General features: G+C 69.9%; 14 protein-coding genes and 3 pseudogenes. 11 read left to right on the top strand and 6 right to left on the bottom strand.

What is annotated here, in order from left to right; all coding sequences use genetic code 11:
- The first annotated feature begins 76 nt into the window (after positions 1 to 76).
- The 4 genes and pseudogenes from recA to miaA all read left to right on the top strand — a co-directional run bounded on the left by recA (position 77) and on the right by miaA (position 4,358).
- Complete coding sequence (gene recA / locus QQK29_RS16320) at positions 77 to 1,156, top strand: recombinase RecA (protein WP_284301680.1); 1,080 nt, start codon at positions 77 to 79, stop codon at positions 1,154 to 1,156.
- Positions 1,157 to 1,176: 20 nt separating this feature from the next.
- On the top strand, positions 1,177 to 1,845 hold the full coding sequence (locus QQK29_RS16315) for a regulatory protein RecX (protein ID WP_284301679.1): 669 nt from the start codon (positions 1,177 to 1,179) through the stop codon (positions 1,843 to 1,845).
- Positions 1,846 to 1,943: 98 nt separating this feature from the next.
- Positions 1,944 to 3,450 (top strand): annotated as a pseudogene (miaB, locus tag QQK29_RS16310) (tRNA (N6-isopentenyl adenosine(37)-C2)-methylthiotransferase MiaB).
- Entirely contained in the window at positions 3,375 to 4,358 is a 984-nt protein-coding gene (miaA, locus tag QQK29_RS16305; protein WP_284301677.1) for a tRNA (adenosine(37)-N6)-dimethylallyltransferase MiaA, read from the top strand. Before miaB ends, miaA begins: the two are co-directional and overlap by 76 nt.
- Here miaA and QQK29_RS16300 read toward each other — a convergent pair.
- Positions 4,348 to 5,019 carry a hypothetical protein gene (locus tag QQK29_RS16300; RefSeq protein WP_284301676.1) on the bottom strand — a complete coding sequence of 224 codons (672 nt, stop codon included), beginning with the start codon at positions 5,017 to 5,019 and terminating at the stop codon, positions 4,348 to 4,350. The two genes, miaA and QQK29_RS16300, sit on opposite strands and share 11 nt — an antisense overlap.
- A 389-nt stretch (positions 5,020 to 5,408) precedes the next feature.
- Here QQK29_RS16300 and QQK29_RS16295 point away from each other — a divergent pair, with 389 nt between their 5' ends.
- Positions 5,409 to 6,317, top strand: coding sequence for a hypothetical protein (locus QQK29_RS16295; protein WP_284301675.1), 909 nt, complete (start codon positions 5,409 to 5,411; stop codon positions 6,315 to 6,317).
- Positions 6,314 to 7,201 carry a diaminopimelate epimerase gene (dapF, locus tag QQK29_RS16290; RefSeq protein WP_284301674.1) on the top strand — a complete coding sequence of 296 codons (888 nt, stop codon included), beginning with the start codon at positions 6,314 to 6,316 and terminating at the stop codon, positions 7,199 to 7,201. Before QQK29_RS16295 ends, dapF begins: the two co-directional genes overlap by 4 nt.
- Here dapF and QQK29_RS16285 read toward each other — a convergent pair.
- Positions 7,191 to 7,837, bottom strand: a pseudogene (locus QQK29_RS16285) (class I SAM-dependent methyltransferase). The gene dapF and the pseudogene QQK29_RS16285 sit on opposite strands and share 11 nt — an antisense overlap.
- A gap of 51 nt (positions 7,838 to 7,888) precedes the next feature.
- On the opposite strand from QQK29_RS16285, the gene hflX reads away from it, so the two are divergent.
- Positions 7,889 to 9,415 (top strand): GTPase HflX, encoded by a 1,527-nt coding sequence (gene hflX, locus QQK29_RS16280; RefSeq protein WP_284302000.1) that lies wholly within the window; start codon positions 7,889 to 7,891, stop codon positions 9,413 to 9,415.
- Between the two features lie 5 nt (positions 9,416 to 9,420).
- On the opposite strand, the gene QQK29_RS16275 is transcribed toward hflX, so the two are convergent.
- The 3 genes from QQK29_RS16275 to QQK29_RS16265 are packed head-to-tail and all read right to left on the bottom strand — an operon-like array spanning position 9,421 to position 12,087.
- Positions 9,421 to 10,203, bottom strand: a complete 783-nt coding sequence (locus tag QQK29_RS16275; protein WP_284301673.1) for an amino acid ABC transporter ATP-binding protein — start codon at positions 10,201 to 10,203, stop codon at positions 9,421 to 9,423.
- A complete protein-coding gene (locus QQK29_RS16270; RefSeq protein ID WP_284301672.1) occupies positions 10,200 to 11,150 on the bottom strand; it encodes an amino acid ABC transporter permease in 951 nt (316 codons plus the stop codon). The genes QQK29_RS16275 and QQK29_RS16270 overlap by 4 nt, the downstream gene beginning before the upstream one ends.
- Positions 11,151 to 11,196: 46 nt before the next feature.
- Complete coding sequence (locus QQK29_RS16265; RefSeq protein ID WP_284301671.1) at positions 11,197 to 12,087, bottom strand: ABC transporter substrate-binding protein; 891 nt, start codon at positions 12,085 to 12,087, stop codon at positions 11,197 to 11,199.
- Between the two features lie 157 nt (positions 12,088 to 12,244).
- Here QQK29_RS16265 and QQK29_RS16260 point away from each other — a divergent pair, with 157 nt between their 5' ends.
- Entirely contained in the window at positions 12,245 to 13,009 is a 765-nt protein-coding gene (locus QQK29_RS16260; protein WP_284301670.1) for an alpha/beta fold hydrolase, read from the top strand.
- Here QQK29_RS16260 and lexA read toward each other — a convergent pair.
- Entirely contained in the window at positions 12,961 to 13,635 is a 675-nt protein-coding gene (gene lexA / locus QQK29_RS16255) for a transcriptional repressor LexA (RefSeq protein ID WP_284301669.1), read from the bottom strand. The genes QQK29_RS16260 and lexA overlap by 49 nt on opposite strands.
- Positions 13,636 to 13,929: 294 nt before the next feature.
- Here lexA and QQK29_RS16250 point away from each other — a divergent pair, with 294 nt between their 5' ends.
- The 3 genes and pseudogenes from QQK29_RS16250 to hisB all read left to right on the top strand — a co-directional run bounded on the left by QQK29_RS16250 (position 13,930) and on the right by hisB (position 16,098).
- Positions 13,930 to 14,307 carry a LysM peptidoglycan-binding domain-containing protein gene (locus QQK29_RS16250; protein WP_284301667.1) on the top strand — a complete coding sequence of 126 codons (378 nt, stop codon included), beginning with the start codon at positions 13,930 to 13,932 and terminating at the stop codon, positions 14,305 to 14,307.
- 88 nt (positions 14,308 to 14,395) lie between these two features.
- Positions 14,396 to 15,484: a histidinol-phosphate transaminase gene (locus tag QQK29_RS16245; RefSeq protein WP_284301666.1), complete on the top strand. Its 1,089-nt coding sequence runs from the start codon at positions 14,396 to 14,398 to the stop codon at positions 15,482 to 15,484.
- A gap of 9 nt (positions 15,485 to 15,493) precedes the next feature.
- Positions 15,494 to 16,098, top strand: a pseudogene (gene hisB / locus QQK29_RS16240) (imidazoleglycerol-phosphate dehydratase HisB).
- Positions 16,099 to 16,100: the final 2 nt, after the last annotated feature.

Genomic DNA, 16,100 nt, shown 5'->3' with positions numbered 1-16,100 from the left:
GACCTTGCTTCACCGGTCAGCGAAGGGCCGACAGCCGATGGGCGCATGGAACACGACACTGAAGGAGACCGGGCACATGCCTACAGCCGCAGACCGCGAGAAGGCCCTCGAGGCCGCCCTCGCTCAGATCGACCGCCAATTCGGTAAGGGAACCGTCATGCGGCTCGGCAGCGACGAGCGCGCGCCCGTCGCCGTCATCCCCACAGGTTCCATCGCACTCGACGTCGCCCTCGGCATCGGGGGTCTGCCCCGCGGCCGCATCGTCGAGATCTACGGCCCGGAGTCCTCGGGTAAGACGACGCTCACGCTCCACGCGATCGCGAACGCCCAGCGCGGCGGCGGCATCGCCGCGTTCATCGACGCCGAGCACGCGCTCGACCCCGAGTACGCCAAGAAGCTCGGCGTCGACATCGACGCGCTGCTCGTCTCGCAGCCCGACACGGGGGAGCAGGCGCTCGAGATCGCCGACATGCTCGTGCGTTCGGGCTCGATCGACCTCATCGTCGTCGACTCCGTCGCGGCCCTCGTGCCCAAGGCCGAGATCGAGGGCGAGATGGGTGACAGCCACGTGGGCCTGCAGGCCCGCCTGATGTCGCAGGCGCTCCGCAAGCTCACGGGTGGGCTCAACCAGACCCAGACCACGATGATCTTCATCAACCAGCTGCGCGAGAAGATCGGTGTCTTCTTCGGCAGCCCCGAGACGACCGCGGGCGGTAAGGCGCTCAAGTTCTACGCCTCGGTGCGTCTCGACATCCGCCGCATCGAGACCCTCAAGGACGGCACGGATGCGGTGGGCAACCGCACGCGCGTGAAGGTCGTCAAGAACAAGATGGCGCCGCCGTTCAAGCAGGCCGAGTTCGACATCCTCTACGGTGTCGGCATCTCGCGCGAGGGCAGCCTCATCGACTACGGCGTCGAGCACGAGATCGTGCGCAAGTCGGGCGCCTGGTACACCTACGACGGTGACCAGCTCGGGCAGGGCAAGGAGAACGCCCGCTCGTTCCTGTTGCAGAACCCTGACATCGCGAACGAGATCGAGCAGAAGATCCTCATGAAGCTCGGCATCGGTGCGGCAGCGAAGGCCGCCGAGTCCGCGGCCGCGAACGTCGAGTCGCTGGGAGACAAGCTCGCCGCCCGCAAGGCCTCGGGCGAGTAGGACTCTCGAAGGAGACCCCCATGGATGAGACCGACGGTCGGCTCGCGCCTGTCAGCTACCTGTTCGGCGCACGGCCGTCGGCCTCGTCCGCCTCCGGCAACGACGATTCGACCGATGTCGCCGAGGCCCACGAGCTGGAGTGGAATGACGCGTGGGGCTCGGAGGTCGATGACAGCTGCGCGCGCCTGAGCGACGCGGAGCGCGACCTCGCCGCCGACGCGGAGCGCATCTCGATGAAGGCGCTCGGGCGTCGTGCGCACTCCCGTCGCGAGATCGAGCGTCTGCTGCGGGACGGCGGGATCGACGAGCCGGGTATCGCGCGCGAGTGCGACCGCCTCGCGCGGGTCGGGCTCATCGACGACACCGCCCTCGCGCAGAACCTGGTGGCGACGCTTCAGGAACGCAAGGCGCTCGGCCGCACGGCGATCGCTGCCGAGCTCACCCGGCGGCTGCTGGCGCCGTCGGCGATCGAGTACGCCCTCGATCTGGTCGACACGGGTGACGAGCTGGCCCGTGCCCGCGAACTCGCGCGCAAGCGGGCGAGCCAGCTGACGGGCGTGGACCGCGAGGCGGCCGTACGTCGGCTCAGCGGCTACCTCGCTCGCCGGGGCTACTCGGGCAGCACGGTCCGCGCGGCCGTCGACGAGGCGCTCGCGCAGCGGTCCACCGGATCCGTCCGCTTCCGCTAGCAACGCCAAGTGGCGAGGAACGTCGCGCACGTGACGCGTCCCGACGCCTTCCGGTAGCGCCCCTCGGCACGCCGCGCCCGACGTAGACTGTCGGCACCATGACGCTGCTCGACGCCGCCCCGGAGAACCGGCAGACCTCTCCGCGCACCTACGAGGTGCGCACTTTCGGCTGCCAGATGAACGTGCACGACTCGGAGCGCCTCTCCGGTTCGCTCGAGGCCGCCGGCTATGTGCGGGCCGAGGCCGACGGCGAAGCCGACATCGTGGTGATCAACACCTGCGCGGTCCGCGAGAACGCCGACAACAAGCTCTATGGCACGCTCGGCCACCTGGCGAGCACCAAGCGCGACCACGAGGGCATGCAGATCGCCGTGGGCGGATGCCTCGCCCAGAAAGACAAGAACGTCATCCTCGAGAAGGCGCCATGGGTCGATGTGGTCTTCGGAACCCACAACATGGGCTCTCTCCCGGCCCTGCTCGAACGCGCACGCCACAACGGCGAGGCGCAGCTCGAGATCCTGGAGTCGCTCGAGGTATTCCCCTCCACGCTCCCGACGCGTCGCGAGAACACCTACTCGGGGTGGGTCTCGATCTCCGTCGGCTGCAACAACACCTGCACCTTCTGCATCGTGCCCTCGCTGCGCGGCAAGGAGAAGGATCGCCGGCCCGGTGACATCCTCGCCGAGATCCAGGCGCTCGTCGACGACGGCGCGATCGAGGTCACCCTGCTCGGCCAGAACGTCAACTCCTACGGCGTCGAGTTCGGCGACCGGCAGGCGTTCAGCAAGCTGCTGCGGGCGGCCGGCGAGATCGCGGGCCTCGAACGCATCCGCTTCACGAGCCCGCATCCCGCCGCCTTCACCGACGACGTGATCGAGGCGATGGCCGAGACCCCCAACGTGATGCCGCAGTTGCACATGCCGCTGCAGTCGGGATCCGACCGGGTCTTGAAGGCGATGCGCCGCTCGTACCGCTCCGAGCGCTTCCTCGGCATCCTCGACCGGGTGCGCGCCCGCATCCCGAATGCCGCCATCTCGACCGACATTATCGTCGGCTTCCCGGGTGAGACCGACGACGACTTCGAGCAGACCCTGCGTGTGGTCGAACAGGCGCGCTTCGCATCCGCCTTCACCTTCCAGTACTCGATCCGCCCCGGCACACCCGCGGCGACCATGCCCGACCAGCTGCCCAAGCACGTCGTGCAGGAGCGCTACGAGCGCCTGACCGCGCTGCAGGAGCGCATCTCCGAGGAGGAGGCGCAGAAGCTCGTCGGCACGCCCGTCGAGGTGCTCGTCGCCACCGGGGAGGGCCGTCGCGACGAGCAGAACCGTCGCATGTCGGGCCGGGCCGAGGACAACCGCCTCGTGCACTTCGACGTGCCGGGGGGCCGCGCCCCGCCCGGGCGACGTCGTGAGCGTCGTGGTGACGCGCGCGACCCCGCACTACCTGATCGCCTCGCCCGCGGCCGACGTGCTGCCGATCCGGCGCACCCGCGCGGGAGATGCCTGGGATCGCGCCGAAGCCGCCTCGTGCGCGGTGCCGGAGCCGTCGTCCGTCGGAGCCCGCACGGTCAACCTCGGCCTGCCGGGCCTGCGCCCGGCGTGAGCCGACTCGTCGCGATCGTCGGGGCCACAGGCACCGGCAAGAGCGAGTTGTCGCTCGACCTTGCCGGACGCCTGGCCGATGTCGGCACCCCCGCCGAGATCGTCAACGCGGATGCCATGCAGCTGTACCGCGGCATGGACATCGGCACCGCGAAGCTGACGCCGGCCGAGCGCCGCGGCATCCCGCATCACCTCATCGACGTGCTCGATCCGATACAGGAGGCGAGCGTTGCGCGCTACCAGGCCGCGGCGCGCGGGGTGATCGATGACGTGATCTCGCGGGGCGCGACCCCGATCCTCGTCGGCGGCAGCGGACTGTACGTCTCGAGCGTCGTGTACGACTTCCGTTTTCCAGGAACGGACGACGGCATCCGCTCACGTCTCGAGTCCGAGCTCGCCGCCCACGGGCCGGGGGTGCTGTTCGAGCGACTAGTGCAGCGCGATCCGCACGCCGCCGAAGCGATCGGGCCGCACAACGGCCGGCGCATCGTGCGCGCACTCGAGGTCATCGAACTCACGGGGGAGCCGTTCGGTGCGGGGCTTCCTGACGAGTCCGGCACCTGGCGTCCGACCGTCATGATCGGACTCCGTCTTCACCGTGAGAAGCTCGTCCGCCGGCTCGACGAACGCGTCCAGCGGATGTGGGAGGCGGGGCTCGTCGACGAGGTCGCGGCACTCCGCCCCGCCGGATTCGGCACGACCGCCGGCCGTGCGATCGGCTACGCGCAGGCGCTTCGCCAGCTCGGTGGCGAACTCGATGAGGCGGACGCGATCGCCGATACGCAGGCGCTCACGCGTCGCTATGCGCGGCGCCAGGTGTCGTGGTTCGGACGCGCGCGCGACACCGTCTGGCTGGAAGCGGACGATCCGGACCGCGCGGACGCCGCATTCGCGGCGGTCACGTCCTGAGCGACCGCTCGCGCTGCCAGGCGGCCCCGAGGGCGACAGCACCGTCCACGCCGAAGTGGTCCATCGCGGCCTCGATCCGGCGGCGGCCCGTGCGTGCGGAGACCCCGACGGCGTGAGCCGCGGTCTCGAGCGTCGCGCCGTCGGCCATGAGGGCGACGATCGCATCCCAGGGATGTTCCGTGGTGTGGATCGCCACCGCCTGCCGCCACCAGGTGTCGAACAGCCCGTGCATGAGCGAGACGACCGCCTCGTTGCGCAGGGCGATCGCACTCGTCGGCCAGGGATCGCCCCAGCGCAGCGGCAGGCCCACGACCTCGTCCGTGAGCCAGAACCAGCTCGGAGGGCACTGCATCGCACGGAACTCGACGCCGGATGCCCCGGCGAGCTCGATGAGGGGCCGTGACTCGGGGTTCGCCAGGTCGGGGGTCGAGATGATCGCGCGCACCTGTGCGTCGGTCTGATCGAGTGAGGAGCGCCAGGTGTCGCTCAGCGGGGTGTCGGCGACGAACAGGGGCGCCGCATCCGGGAACATGCACGCCGAGCGGGGCGCTGCCTGGTGCACGGCGATGCTGCGCCACAGCTCGTGCGCCGCGGCGGGGCCGTGGAAGAGCTCGCCGCCGAGGTCGGAGCCGTCGGCGGCCCCCACCGCAGCGCTCGCCACGAGAGGGGAGGGCGGCGAGCAGCGCGCCCGCGTCCGCCACGCGCGTGTGCAGCTCCTGGACGGCGTCGTCGAGCATCCGGGTGCCGAGCGCAGTGATCGTCTGCGCCGGCGGCCGGTAGCCCACGCTGTCGCCCGTCAGCGAGATGAGCTCGAGCTCGGCGAGCTCGGCGAGTTGCGCCCGCAGGCTCGTCTGATCCTGTCGCGAGATCTCCGCGAGCTCGGCGACGGTCGCCGGCCTCGCGCGCAGGGCGAGCTCAAGCAGTGCGAGGGAGGGGGCGGCGGGAGAGCGAGCCGCGCGATGGCCGATATATGACATGACTTCAATCAGACAGGGTGATGGCCGATTGTGTCCAGCACAATGTGGAGATACCCGTACAAGGAGCACCACCATGTCCTCTCATCCCTCGCCCTGGCCCGCCGCCCTCGTGAGTGCCGGCCTCGGCGTCGTCATCGCCGTGGTGCTGTCGCTCGGCCTCGTCGCCGTCACCGCCCCCGCGGATGCAGGCTCGCATCCGTCCGCAGGCGCCCCGGGCGCCGACGGACGCGCGGGCGCGGACGGACGGGACGGCGTGGACGGTCGGGACGGCGTCGACGGTCGGGACGGTGCGGACGGCGCTGCCGGCGCGGCCGGCGCCATGGGGTCGCCCGGGCCCACCGGTGCGGCAGGGCGTGACGGCGCAGACGGACTCGACGGCCGGGACGGCGCCGACGGGGCCGACGGCGCCACGGGTGCCACCGGCGCCACCGGCCCGCCAGGAGCAGCCGGCGCGCCGGGAGCGAGCGGGGCAACGGGCCCATCGGGACCGGCCGGCGACGATGCACTGATCTCGGCCGTCAGCTTCTCGATTGTGAGCGCGGGAGGTGGAGCCCCCAGCACGGCTCTGCACGCACCCCTCGGGCCGGGGAGGTACCTCGTGTCCGTCTCGTGGACCTCGATCCAGGCCGAATATCCGGCAGGCCCGTCCCCAGACGTCATCGAATGCCACATCGGGACGCTCTCGGGAGGTGCGTTCGCCTCACTCGCCCGTGTGGCCTCGATGCCGGTGGTCGAGTTCGACATCCTCCAGTCGGGCCCCACGTTTACCGTCTTCCGGAAGTCGGGCACGACGGGCTTCGGTGTGATCGAACTCGCCGGCGAGGCGCAGTTGGGGTTCACCTGTGCCGGCAGCGGCATCGGCGGGGAGTTCCGGGGGCGGGGCTGTGGGGCTTCGTCTCGGCGGTATGGCGGGCGTCGTGACCGCCCACGCGGCAGGGGGCAAAGGCGAGGGGCGACACCGCCGGATAACATCGAGCGGTGAGCATCGACATCGCCTTCACCAAGGGACACGGAACCGGCAACGACTTCGTGCTGTTCTCCGACCCCGACGGTGAGGTGACGCTCGCGGATGCGCAGATCGCCGCCCTCGCGGATCGACGCTTCGGCGTCGGCGGCGACGGCGTGATCCGCGCGGTGCGTTCGGAGAGGCTGCCGGAGGGCGCGGCCGTGCTCGCCGACGACGCGAGCGCCGAGTGGTTCATGGACTACCACAACGCCGACGGCAGCGCCGCCGAGATGTGCGGCAACGGCATCCGCGTGTTCGGCGCCTACCTGCTCGCCGAAGGCTTGCTCGACCTCGCCGTCGGCGAGACGGTCGCGATCGGCACGCGCGGCGGCGTGCGTCAGCTCAGCCGCACGGGCGACGGGTTCGAGGTCGACCTCGGCCCGTTCGTGGTGGCGGGGGAGGCCATGGTGTCGGCACGCCGCTTGGATGTCGCCCGTCCGGGTCTCGCGGTCGGCGTCGGGAACCCGCACGTGGTGGTGGCTCTCGCCGACGATGCCGAGCTGGATGCGCTCGATCTGGGCGAGGCGCCGGAGGTGACGCCCGCGCCGCCGGACGGGGCGAACGTCGAGTTCGTCGTGCCGGGCGCGATCTCGGGCGAGCTCGGCCGCATCCGCATGCGGGTGCACGAACGCGGAAGCGGCGAGACGCTCTCCTGCGGCACCGGGGCTGCGGCTGCGGCGCTCGCGACGCGTTCCTGGGCGGGGGCGGGGGCACCGGATGCGTGGCGCGTGCAGGTGCCGGGCGGCGAGCTGGGCGTGCGGGTCGCCGACACCGCTGAGGGCCTCCACGTGTTCCTGAGCGGGCCGGCCGAGCTCGTCTTCGACGGCAGCGTGACGCTCGAGGACCGCGTCAGCCGATGACGTCGATCGACTCCGTCGTTCCCGTGCCGGAGCGGTGGCGCACGCGCAACACGCGATAGCCCTTGCTCGTGGCCGCGCGGAGCACCGCGAAGTCACGCGGCAGCGCACCCTGCAGCCAGCGGTGCAGCGAATCCGAGCCGAGGTTGCGAGCAACGACGAGCCATCCGTCCGATCCCGCGCCGAGCCGCGGCAGCCAGTGCGCGAGCATCGCGTGCAGCTCGTTCTTGCCGACGCGGATGGGCGGGTTCGACCAGATCGTGCGGAACTCCACGTCGTCGGGAACATCCTCAGGCCGGCAGACGTTCACATTCTCGAGGCCGAGCGCATCGGCGTTGCGGCGGGTGAGTTCCCGGGAACGCTCGTTGACATCGACGGCCCACACGGTCGCCCGGGGCGACTCGAGGGCGAGCGTGAGTGCGATGGGCCCCCATCCGCATCCCAGATCGAGGAAGTGACCCCCGGAGGCGGTGCGGGCGTGTGATTGAGCAGCACCTGGGTGCCGGTGTCGATGCGCTCGGGGCTGAAGATCCCGTTGGCGGTCGTGACCTCGAAGGTGCGGCCGGCGAGCCGCACCGAGATGGTCCGCAGCACGGGGTCGCTCGACGGCGATGTCGAGAAGTAATGCTCGGACGACATGCACAGAACCTACCGAAAACAAGTGACTAGGGTTAACCGGAACATGAGCCAATCCCCGAGAGTTTCGAAGCGCAGCGCGACGACGACGCGCGCGACGCGCTCGAGCGCATCCTCGCGACCGAGGAGGCGCACGCCGGCGTGCGCGTGTTCGGTGGTCGTGCAGTCGCGCTCCAAGACGACGCCACTGCCTTCGGCGGCGAGCGAGACGGCGAGCAGTTCGACCGTGAGGAGCGTGCGGCGCTGCGCCGTGTGGGCGGGCTCTCGACCGAACTCGCGGATGTCACCGAGGTCGAGTACCGGCAGGTGCGTCTCGAGAACGTCGTGCTGATCGGCGTGTACACGCCGTCGGAGTCGCTCGAGGATGCCGAGAACTCGTTGCGTGAGCTCGCGGCCCTCGCCGAGACGGCGGGTGCCGTCGTGCTCGACGGCGTGCTGCAGCGCCGACCGCATCCGGATCCCGCGACATACCTCGGCCGCGGCAAGGTGCAGGAGCTCGCCGACATCGTGGCGGCCCTCGGTGCCGACACCGTCGTCGCCGATACGGAGCTCTCGCCGAGCCAGCGCCGTGCCCTCGAGGACGCGGTGAAGGTCAAGGTGATCGACCGCACGGCCGTGATCCTCGACATCTTCAGCCAGCACGCCAAGTCGCGCGAAGGCAAGGCGCAGGTCGAGCTCGCGCAGCTCGAATACCTGCTGCCGCGTCTGCGTGGGTGGGGTGAGTCGATGTCGCGCCAGGCCGGCGGTCAGGCGGCGGGCGGTCAGGGCATGGGCTCCCGTGGCCCCGGTGAGACGAAGATCGAGCTCGACCGTCGCCGCATCCACTCCCGCATGGCGAAGCTGCGTAAGCAGATCAAGGGCTTCGCGCCCGCCCGTGAGGCGAAGCGCGCCAATCGTGACCGTTTCCAAGTGCCGGCCGTCGCCATCGCCGGCTACACCAACGCGGGCAAGTCGAGCCTGCTGAACCGCATCACACGCGCGGGTGTGCTCGTCGAGAACACGCTGTTCGCGACCCTCGACCCCACGGTGCGCCGCAGCCGCACGCCGGATGGGCGGCTCTTCACGATCGCCGACACCGTGGGCTTCGTGCGCAACCTGCCGCACCAGCTCGTGGAGGCGTTCCGCTCGACGCTCGAGGAGGTCGCGAGCTCGGACCTCGTGCTGCACGTCGTCGACGGCTCGCACCCCGACCCGGCATCCCAGATCGCGACGGTGCGCGACGTGCTCGGCGAGGCGGGCGCGCGCGATGTTCCCGAGCTCATCGTGTTCACCAAGGGCGACCTCGTCGACGCCGACCGTCGCCTCCTCCTGCGTGGCCTCGAGCCCGACTCGGTGTTCGTCTCAGCCCGCACGGGCGAGGGTCTCGAGGAGCTTCTCGAGGAGATCGGGCGTCGGCTGCCGCTGCCCGACGTGGAGCTCGACGTGCTCATCCCGTACGACCGCGGCGACCTCGTGACGCTCGCGCACGACCGCGGCCGCGTACTCGAGACCCACTACGAAGAGGGCGGGACCCGGATGCGGGTGCAGGCGAGCGAGGCCGTCGCGCACCAGCTCGAGAGTGCGGCGGCGACGGCCCGCTGAGGCGGCTACAGCACCTTCGACAGGAACGAGCGCGTGCGCTGGTGCTGCGGATTGCTGAGCACCTCGCGCGGATCACCCGACTCCACGACGACGCCGCCGTCCATGAAGACGAGCGAGTCGGCCACCTCGCGTGCGAAGCCCATCTCGTGCGTCACGACGATCATCGTCATGCCCGATTCGGCGAGTTGCTTCATGACCTGCAGCACCTCGCCGACCAGCTCCGGGTCGAGGGCCGAGGTCGGCTCGTCGAACAGCATGAGCTTGGGCTCCATCGCGAGCGCGCGGGCGATCGCGACGCGCTGCTGCTGACCGCCTGAGAGGTGTGCGGGGTAGGCGTCGGCACGGGATGCGAGGCCCACCCGGGCGAGCAGTTCGCGCGCCCGTGCATACGCGTCATCCTTCTTCATGCCCTTGACCCGGATGGGTGCCTCGGCGACGTTCTCGACGGCCGTCATATGCGGGAAGAGGTTGAAGCGCTGAAACACCATGCCGATGTCGCGTCGCTGTCGGGCGGCCTCGCGCGGGTGCATCTCATAGAGCCTGTCGCCGCGCTCGACGTAGCCGATGAGCTCGCCGTCGACGATGAGTCGGCCCGCGTCGACACGCTCGAGGTGGTTGATGCAGCGCAGGAAGGTGGACTTGCCCGAGCCGCTGGGACCTACGAGGCAGAGTACCTCGCCGCGATTCACGGTGAGCGAGATCGACTTGAGCACCTCGAGCGAGCCGAAGCTCTTCGAGACGCGGTCGGCGTGCACCATCGGCACCTCGGATGTCGGCGTGCCGGTCATCGTCCGTCTCCTTCGGCCTTGTCGGCGGTCGTGACCGAGCCGGTGACGGTCGGGATGACATCCGTCGCGGTGCCCACCCGGCGGGTGTCGCGCGCCTGCCCGACCCCGCGCGAGAAGCGCCGCTCGAGGAAGTACTGCCCGATCATGAGGATCGAGGTGAACAGCAGATACCACGCGGAGGCGACCAGCAGGAGCGGCACGGGGTCGAAGATCTCGACCGCGATGTCACGCGCCCGACCGTAGAGGTCGAAGCTGAACGGCACGGCCGCGACGAGCGAGGTCGTCTTGAGCATCGAGATGACCTCGTTGCCCGTCGGCGGGATGATGATGCGCATCGCCTGCGGCAGCACGACGCGCCGCATCGTGAGCAGCCACCCCATGCCGAGTGCCGTCGCGGCCTCTTCCTGGCCCTTGTCGACCGAGAGGATGCCGGCGCGCACGATCTCGGCCATGTAGGCGGCCTCGTTGAGGGCGAGACCGATCACGGCGAGCCAGAACACGTCGATGACGTTCTTTGTCTCGAACGAGAGCCACGGCTCCATGAACGGGATGCCGATGTCGATCGTCGAGTAGATGGTCGCGATGAGTCCCCAGAACGCGAGCTGCACGTACACCGGGGTGCCGCGGAACACCCAGAGGTACAGCCACGCGACGCCCTTCACGACGGGGTTGTCGGAGAGCCGCATGACCGACAGCACGACACCGAGCACGATCGCGATCGCCATCGAGTAGATCGTCAGCAGCAGGGTGTTGAGGGCGGCCTGCGAGATGCGCTTGTCGAAGATGTACTTCGCTAAGTTGTCCCAGCCGTAGGCCTCGCGTTGTGCCGCGTCGATGACGAACAGCGCGAGCATGAGCAGCAGCACGGCCGCGAAGACGATGCGGCCCGGATGCTTCAGCCGGATGGCGCGGATGGGCTCGGCGGTATCCGCACCTCCCGGCGGCACGGTGGTCCGTGCCGCCGGACGGTGCGGTTGAGGCGACGACACGAGGTCAGCCGGCGGTCGCCGCGTTGATCGTGATCGAGTCGACGGCGCCGGCGTCGACGCCCCACTCGGTCAGGATGTCCAGGTAGGTGCCGTCGTCGATGAGCGACTGCAGCGCGGCCTGGATGGCCTGCGCGAGCGGCGAGCCCTTGTCGACGGCGATGCCGTAGGGCGCGACGTCGAAGGCGTCACCGGCGAGCTCGATCTTGTCCTTGAGCTTCGAGACCGCGTACTGCGTGATCGGCGAATCGGCCGACATGGCATCCGCCTGGCCGAGGGCGAGCGCGTTGCTGGCCTCATCCTGCTTCTCGTACTTGAGGATGTTGATCGGCTCCTTGCCGGCGCTCACGCACTCATCCGACTTGGCGGGCAGCTCATCCGTCTCCTCGTAGGTGGTCGCCTGAACCGCGACGGTGAGACCGCACGCGTTCGCCGGGTCGACGCTGCCGCCGATGGCTTGAGCCCACTGGATGCCGGCCTCGTAGTAGTTCACGAAGTCGACGACCTTCTCGCGTTCCTCGTTGTCGGTGAAGGAGGAGAGCCCGATGTCGTAGGTGCCGCCGGTGATGCTCGGCAGGATCTTGTCGAACGACGAGATCTGGTACTCGGGCTCGAGCCCGAGCTTCGCCGCCATCGCGTTGCCGAGGTCGACCGACCATCCGATCGGCTCGCCGGCGTCGTCCTTGTACTCGTTCGGCGGGTAGGTGGCGTCGATGCCGATCACGAGCTTGCCCGACTCCTTGATGTCGTCGGGAAGCAGCGCGACGGCTGCCTCGTCGACACCGACGGCGGGCGAGTCGCCTCCGCCGCCCGGATCGGTCGTGCTGTTGTCGACGCAGCCGACGAGCAGCAGGGCTGCTGCGGCCACGATGGCGGGCATCGCGTACTTGGTGCGCATGGTGTGACCTCTCTCATGTTGTGCTCCGGCGGGCGGGCGCCACGACACGAGGTACGGGCCACGCTGCCTGTCGGCATTCGCAGCCTATCCCCGAACTCGCGGGCGTTCGTCAGCCATGTCGGGGTTTCTGCCCAGGCCCCGGTCGTAGCCTCGTGGCGTGCAGTTGGCAGTTCACACGTCCGGATCGGGACCCCGCACCGCGATCCTCATCCACGGCATCATGTCGGATCACCGGGCCTGGCATCGCGTGAGCGCCGAACTGCAGGCCAAGGGGTTCCGCGTGCTCGCCGTCGACCTCGCCGGTCATGGCGCCTCGCCCCGTTCCCACCGGTACACGCCGCGCGGCTGGGCCGACGACGTCGTCGAGACGGTCACCCCGCTGCTGTCGGGGCCGCCGGATCTCGTGATGGGCCACTCGCTGGGCGGCCTCGTCGCCTCGCTCGCTGCCGACCGACTCGCGCCGCGCGCCGCCATCTACGTCGACCCAGCGTTCGCGTTTCCGCGCGGCGTCCGGGGGATGCTGTTCAAGCTCGCCTTCGCCCTCGCGCCCCGGCCGCGTCGCGCTGCTCTCGTGCGCTGGAACCCGCGCTGGAGCACCGAAGACGTCGAGATCGAGCTCGCGACCCTGCGCGACTGGGACAAGCGCACCATCCTCGGCTTCGCCGACAGCCGGCCGATCGTGCCGCCGCTGCATCTCGTGGCGCCGAGCCTCGTCGTGCTCGCCGAGAAGAGCCTGCTCATCACGGATGTCGCCGCTGCGGCCCTGCGTCGGCTCGGCATGACCGTCGAGACGGTCGCGGGCGCGGGGCACACGGTGTTCCGCGACGATCACACGCGCTTCATGCGCGTGATCGAGGAGTGGCTCGCGCGCGCTCAGACCGAGCGCAGCACCGCTACGACCTTGCCGAGCACCTCGGCCTGATCTCCGAGGATCGGCTCGAATGCCGTGTTGCGCGGCAGTAGCCACGTGTGGCCGTCGCGCTGACGGAACACCTTGACGGTCGCCTCTCCGTCGAGCATCGCGGCGACGATCTCGCCGTTCTCGGCGGTGTGCTGCGACCGTACGACGACCCAGTCGCCGTCGCAGATGGCCGCGTCGATCATCGAGTCGCCCGAGACCTTGAGCATGAAGAGCTCGCCCTTGCCGACCAGCTGCCGGGGGAGCGGGAAGATCTCTTCCACCTGCTGCTCCGCCGTGATCGGCACGCCGGCCGCGATCCGTCCCACGAGCGGCACCATGGCGGCGTCGCCGACGGGGGTGCTCGCGTTCGGGTCGTCGGCCACGGGGATGTCGATGAGCACCTCGAGCGCGCGCGGCCGGTTCGGATCGCGGCGCAGATACCCGGCGAGCTCGAGCTGGTTGAGCTGGTGCGTCACGCTCGAGAGGGAGGCGAGGCCCACGGCGTCGCCGATCTCGCGCATGCTCGGCGGGTAGCCGCGGCTCGAGACCGAGCGCTGGATCACCTCGAGGATCGCGAGCTGCTTCTCGCTGAGGCTCTTGCGACGGCGCGTCGCGGGGCGTTCGTCGGTCTGCTCGATCTCGCTCATCTGATCTCCCGCGGGGCTCGGTGTCGCCGGCCTGGTGCCGGTGCGGGAGGCGATGTCGGTGGTTGGTGATCGAATGCATCCCGTCGATCGAAACTGTATCCGCTTCGGCGGGTGCCGGCAAACATCCGTTCGAGTGTGTCGCGAGATGAATCCCCGTGATTCACCGGATTCCCACGAATCTCGCGAAATGACTTGAACATACGTTCGATCGAAGATACATTCGGAACACAGCTTCGCATCCGGCCTCCCGGCCGAGGCCGGATGCGGTGGCTGTCCACCAGCAGGAGGATCCAGATGAGCACCATCGCCTTCACCCCCACCACGTTCGCCGCGCGTTCTGCGGATGCCGCCGTGCGCCCGATGCCGCGGCTGCGCATCACCCGCCGGGGTCGCGCGGTGCTGGGTGTGCTGCTCGCCGCCCCTCTCGCGATCGCCCTCGCCGTCTCGACGCTCGGCAGCCCGCCGGCCGAGGCGGGGTCGACGGTATCCACGGCGAGTTTCGAGCACGTCACGGTCGCCGCGGGGGAGTCCCTGTGGGAGCTCGCGGCATGGATCGCGCCCGAGGCCGATCCGCGTCAGGTCGTCTCGGATCTGGTCGCCCTCAATCAGCTGTCCACGACCGAGGTGCAGCCGGGTCAGCGCCTGGCCATCCCGCTGCAGTACTCGGAGTAGCCGCGCGCCGTACTGCTCCTCGGCGCGGGGCGCCACCCGTGTTTTCGCGGCCCGCGGGAGCCGCATCCGTGCTCAGTAGAATCGCGGGGTGGCCTCCCTCTCCGACCTGCCGATCCGTGACGACCTGAGGGGGCTGACCCCCTACGGGGCGCCGCAGAAGCACGTGCGCTACGCCCTCAACGTCAACGAGAACACGCACCCGATCCCCGAGGCCGTCGCGCGCGACATCGTCACCTCGCTCGCGCACGCCGTGCTCACGGCGAACCGCTACCCCGACCGCGAGTTCACGGCGCTCCGCGAGTCGTTGGCCGACTACCTCGGTCACGGCCTCACTCGCGAGCACGTGTGGGCCGCCAACGGCTCGAACGAGATCATCCAGCAGCTCCTGCAGGCCTTCGGCGGTCCCGGACGGCGCGTGCTCGGGTTTCCGCCCACCTACTCGATGCACCCCATCATCACCGCGGGGGTGGGCAGCACCTGGGTCACCGCGGAGCGGGACGCCGACTTCGAGATCGGCCCCGAGACCGCGGTGCGGGCGATCGAGCGGCACACGCCCGATCTCGTGTTCCTGTGCGCGCCCAACAACCCCACGGGAACGGGCCTGAGCCTCGAGACCATCGCGGCCGCGTACGACGCGACCGACGGGATCGTGTTCGTCGACGAGGCCTACGCGGAGTTCATGCCCAAGGACCGCCCGACTGCGCTCACCTTGCTGCCCGGCCGTGAACGGCTGGTGGTCTCGCGCACGATGAGCAAGGCGTTCGCCTTCGCGGGCGTGCGCGTGGGTTACCTCGCCGCAGACCCCGTGATCGCGGATGCGCTCAGGCTCGTGCGCCTGCCGTACCACCTCTCGGCTCTCACGCAGGCGGCGGCGGTCGCCGCGCTCGCACACACGCCCGAGATGCTCGCCATGGTCGACGACATCATCGGCCAGCGCGACCGGATCATCGCCGAACTCCCCGAACTCGGCTATCGCCCGTGGGCGAGTGAGGCGAACTTCGTGCTCTTCGACGGGGTCGACGACCCACAGGCGACCTTCAACGCCCTGCTCGAGCGCGACATCCTGATCCGCGACGTCGGCATCTCGAACGCCTTGCGGGTGACCGCGGGCACGGCGGCTGAGACCGAGTTCTTCCTGCGCAGCCTCGCCGAGCTCGGGCCCGGCGGGGCTCGATAGGCTGGGGCCATGAGCACCCACCGCACCGCGCGTCTCAGCCGACAGACGAGCGAGTCGAGCATCGAGCTGACGCTCGACCTCGACGGCACCGGCACGAGCGACATCCAGACCACGGTGCCGTTCTTCGACCACCTGCTCACCGCCTTCGCCAAGCACGCGCTCGTCGACCTCACCGTGCGCGCCGAGGGTGACACCCAGATCGACGTACACCACACCGTCGAGGACACCGGCATCGTGCTCGGCACGGCGATCAAGCAGGCACTCGGCGACAAGCGCGGCATCGCGCGCTTCGGCGACGCGCTCGTGCCGCTCGACGAGTCGCTGGCGCAGGCGGTCGTCGACATCTCGGGGCGCCCGTACCTCGTGCACTCGGGGAGCCCGCGGGGTTCGAGTTCCACCTCATCGGCGGCCACTTCACGGGATCGATGGTGCGGCACGTCTTCGAAGCCATCACCTTCAACGCGGGTCTCACCGTGCACCTCACGCTGCTCGCGGGCCGCGATCCGCACCACATCGCCGAGGCGGAGTTCAAGGCCTTCGCGCGCGCCTTCCGTCAGGCCGTCGCCCGGGACGATCGGGTGAGCGGCGTGCCGTCCACGAAGGGCGCACTCTGAGC

It is taken from the genome of Homoserinibacter gongjuensis, assembly GCF_030161875.1.
GTDB lineage: Bacteria > Actinomycetota > Actinomycetes > Actinomycetales > Microbacteriaceae > Homoserinibacter > Homoserinibacter gongjuensis.
The sequence above is the reverse complement of the archived record's forward strand: the minus strand, read 5'-3'. Positions and strand labels throughout refer to the sequence as shown.

Bases quoted from the DNA above. Each gene is read 5' to 3' on its own strand.
- recA (WP_284301680.1), top strand. From the start codon at position 77: ATGCCTACAGCCGCAGACCGCGAGAAGGCCCTCGAGGCCGCCCTCGCT.
- QQK29_RS16315 (WP_284301679.1), top strand. From the start codon at position 1,177: ATGGATGAGACCGACGGTCGGCTCGCGCCTGTCAGCTACCTGTTCGGC.
- QQK29_RS16275 (WP_284301673.1), bottom strand. From the start codon at position 10,203: ATGACCGGCACGCCGACATCCGAGGTGCCGATGGTGCACGCCGACCGC.
- QQK29_RS16265 (WP_284301671.1), bottom strand. From the start codon at position 12,087: ATGCGCACCAAGTACGCGATGCCCGCCATCGTGGCCGCAGCAGCCCTG.
- QQK29_RS16295 (WP_284301675.1), top strand. From the start codon at position 5,409: ATGTCCTCTCATCCCTCGCCCTGGCCCGCCGCCCTCGTGAGTGCCGGC.
- lexA (WP_284301669.1), bottom strand. From the start codon at position 13,635: ATGAGCGAGATCGAGCAGACCGACGAACGCCCCGCGACGCGCCGTCGC.
- QQK29_RS16250 (WP_284301667.1), top strand. From the start codon at position 13,930: ATGAGCACCATCGCCTTCACCCCCACCACGTTCGCCGCGCGTTCTGCG.